The 1,095-nt window shown below is 70.0% G+C and carries 1 protein-coding gene; it reads right to left on the bottom strand.

What is annotated here, in order from left to right:
• The coding region (locus ACLN58_RS22470) for a transglutaminaseTgpA domain-containing protein (protein ID WP_415857420.1) at positions 1 to 1,095 on the bottom strand (1,095 nt) is incomplete at both ends.

Consider the following 1,095-nt stretch of genomic DNA (forward strand, 5'->3'; position numbering starts at 1 on the left):
GCCGCCGGTCGGCTTGAGCCCGTCGTTGGGGTTGTCGATGTTCGTGCTCGCCCCGGACGGCGAATCCGTCTGCGCGTAGGCGGGAAGCACTCCGCGGGACGGCGTGGGCTCGAACGGGATCCAGCCGAGCCCCTCGAAGTAGAGCTCGGGCCACGCGTGGGCGTCGCGCGCGTCGACCTGGTACTCGGGAAGCGACCCGACGCCCGCGACCGCGACCGTCCCACCCGTCGGATGCCCGGGAGCGAAGCCCACGGCGATACGGCTCGGGATGCCCACGAGGCGGGCCATGACGGCCATCGCCGCGGAGAAGTGGATGCAGTAGCCCGACTTCTTCTCGAGGAACTTCTCGAGGACGTCCATGCCCGTGCCGTCGTAGCCGTCCTGGACGGGGGCCTGCTCCGAGTAGGTGAAGGTCCGGAGGTAGGCCTGGATGGCGAGGGCCTTCGCGTACTGCGACGCCGCGCCCTTGGTGACGCTCTCCGCCGTCGTGCGCACGAGGTTCGGCACACCGCCGGGGACGTTCGAGGTCTCGCGGCCGATCCCGCGCGGGCCGGAGCGCGCGGCGTCGAGCTGCGCCGCGGTCACGTTCGGCATGACGGAGCGGACCACGTAGTTCTGCTCGAGGCTTCCGCCCGGCTCGCCCTTGATGCTGAGGTTGAACGGGTCCCAGCCGAAGCGACCCTCGACGCCGGTGACCGCCGTTGGCGCATAGGGGGCCGGAAGGTAGGGGCTCGTGAAGTTGCCGGTTGAGATGACGGTCGTCGTCGCGGTGAGCGCGGCGGTCTGCGCCGTGCTCGGGGTGATGGCGTCGAGCGAATAGTGGCGCTGGTCGTCGCGGTTGTCCGGACCCCACGTGCTGCCGTCGAACGAATCGACGGTGACGGTCTGGAGGTACACGGGTTGGGTCGAGTCGGTCGCGTAGTGGATGATCCCGACGCCCTGCGCACTGCGGAGGTCGCTGCCCAGGCTGATGAACGGATTGAGGCCCACGTTCTGGCCGAAGTACTTGAGCCGTGAGCCCTCGGGGAAACTCCCTCGGTCGAAGCCGGGCACGAGCGCGGGGATCACGAGCGCGCCCACGACGATCGCGGCGAC

It is taken from the genome of Sinomonas sp. G460-2 (genome assembly GCF_047759905.1).
GTDB lineage: Bacteria > Actinomycetota > Actinomycetes > Actinomycetales > Micrococcaceae > Sinomonas.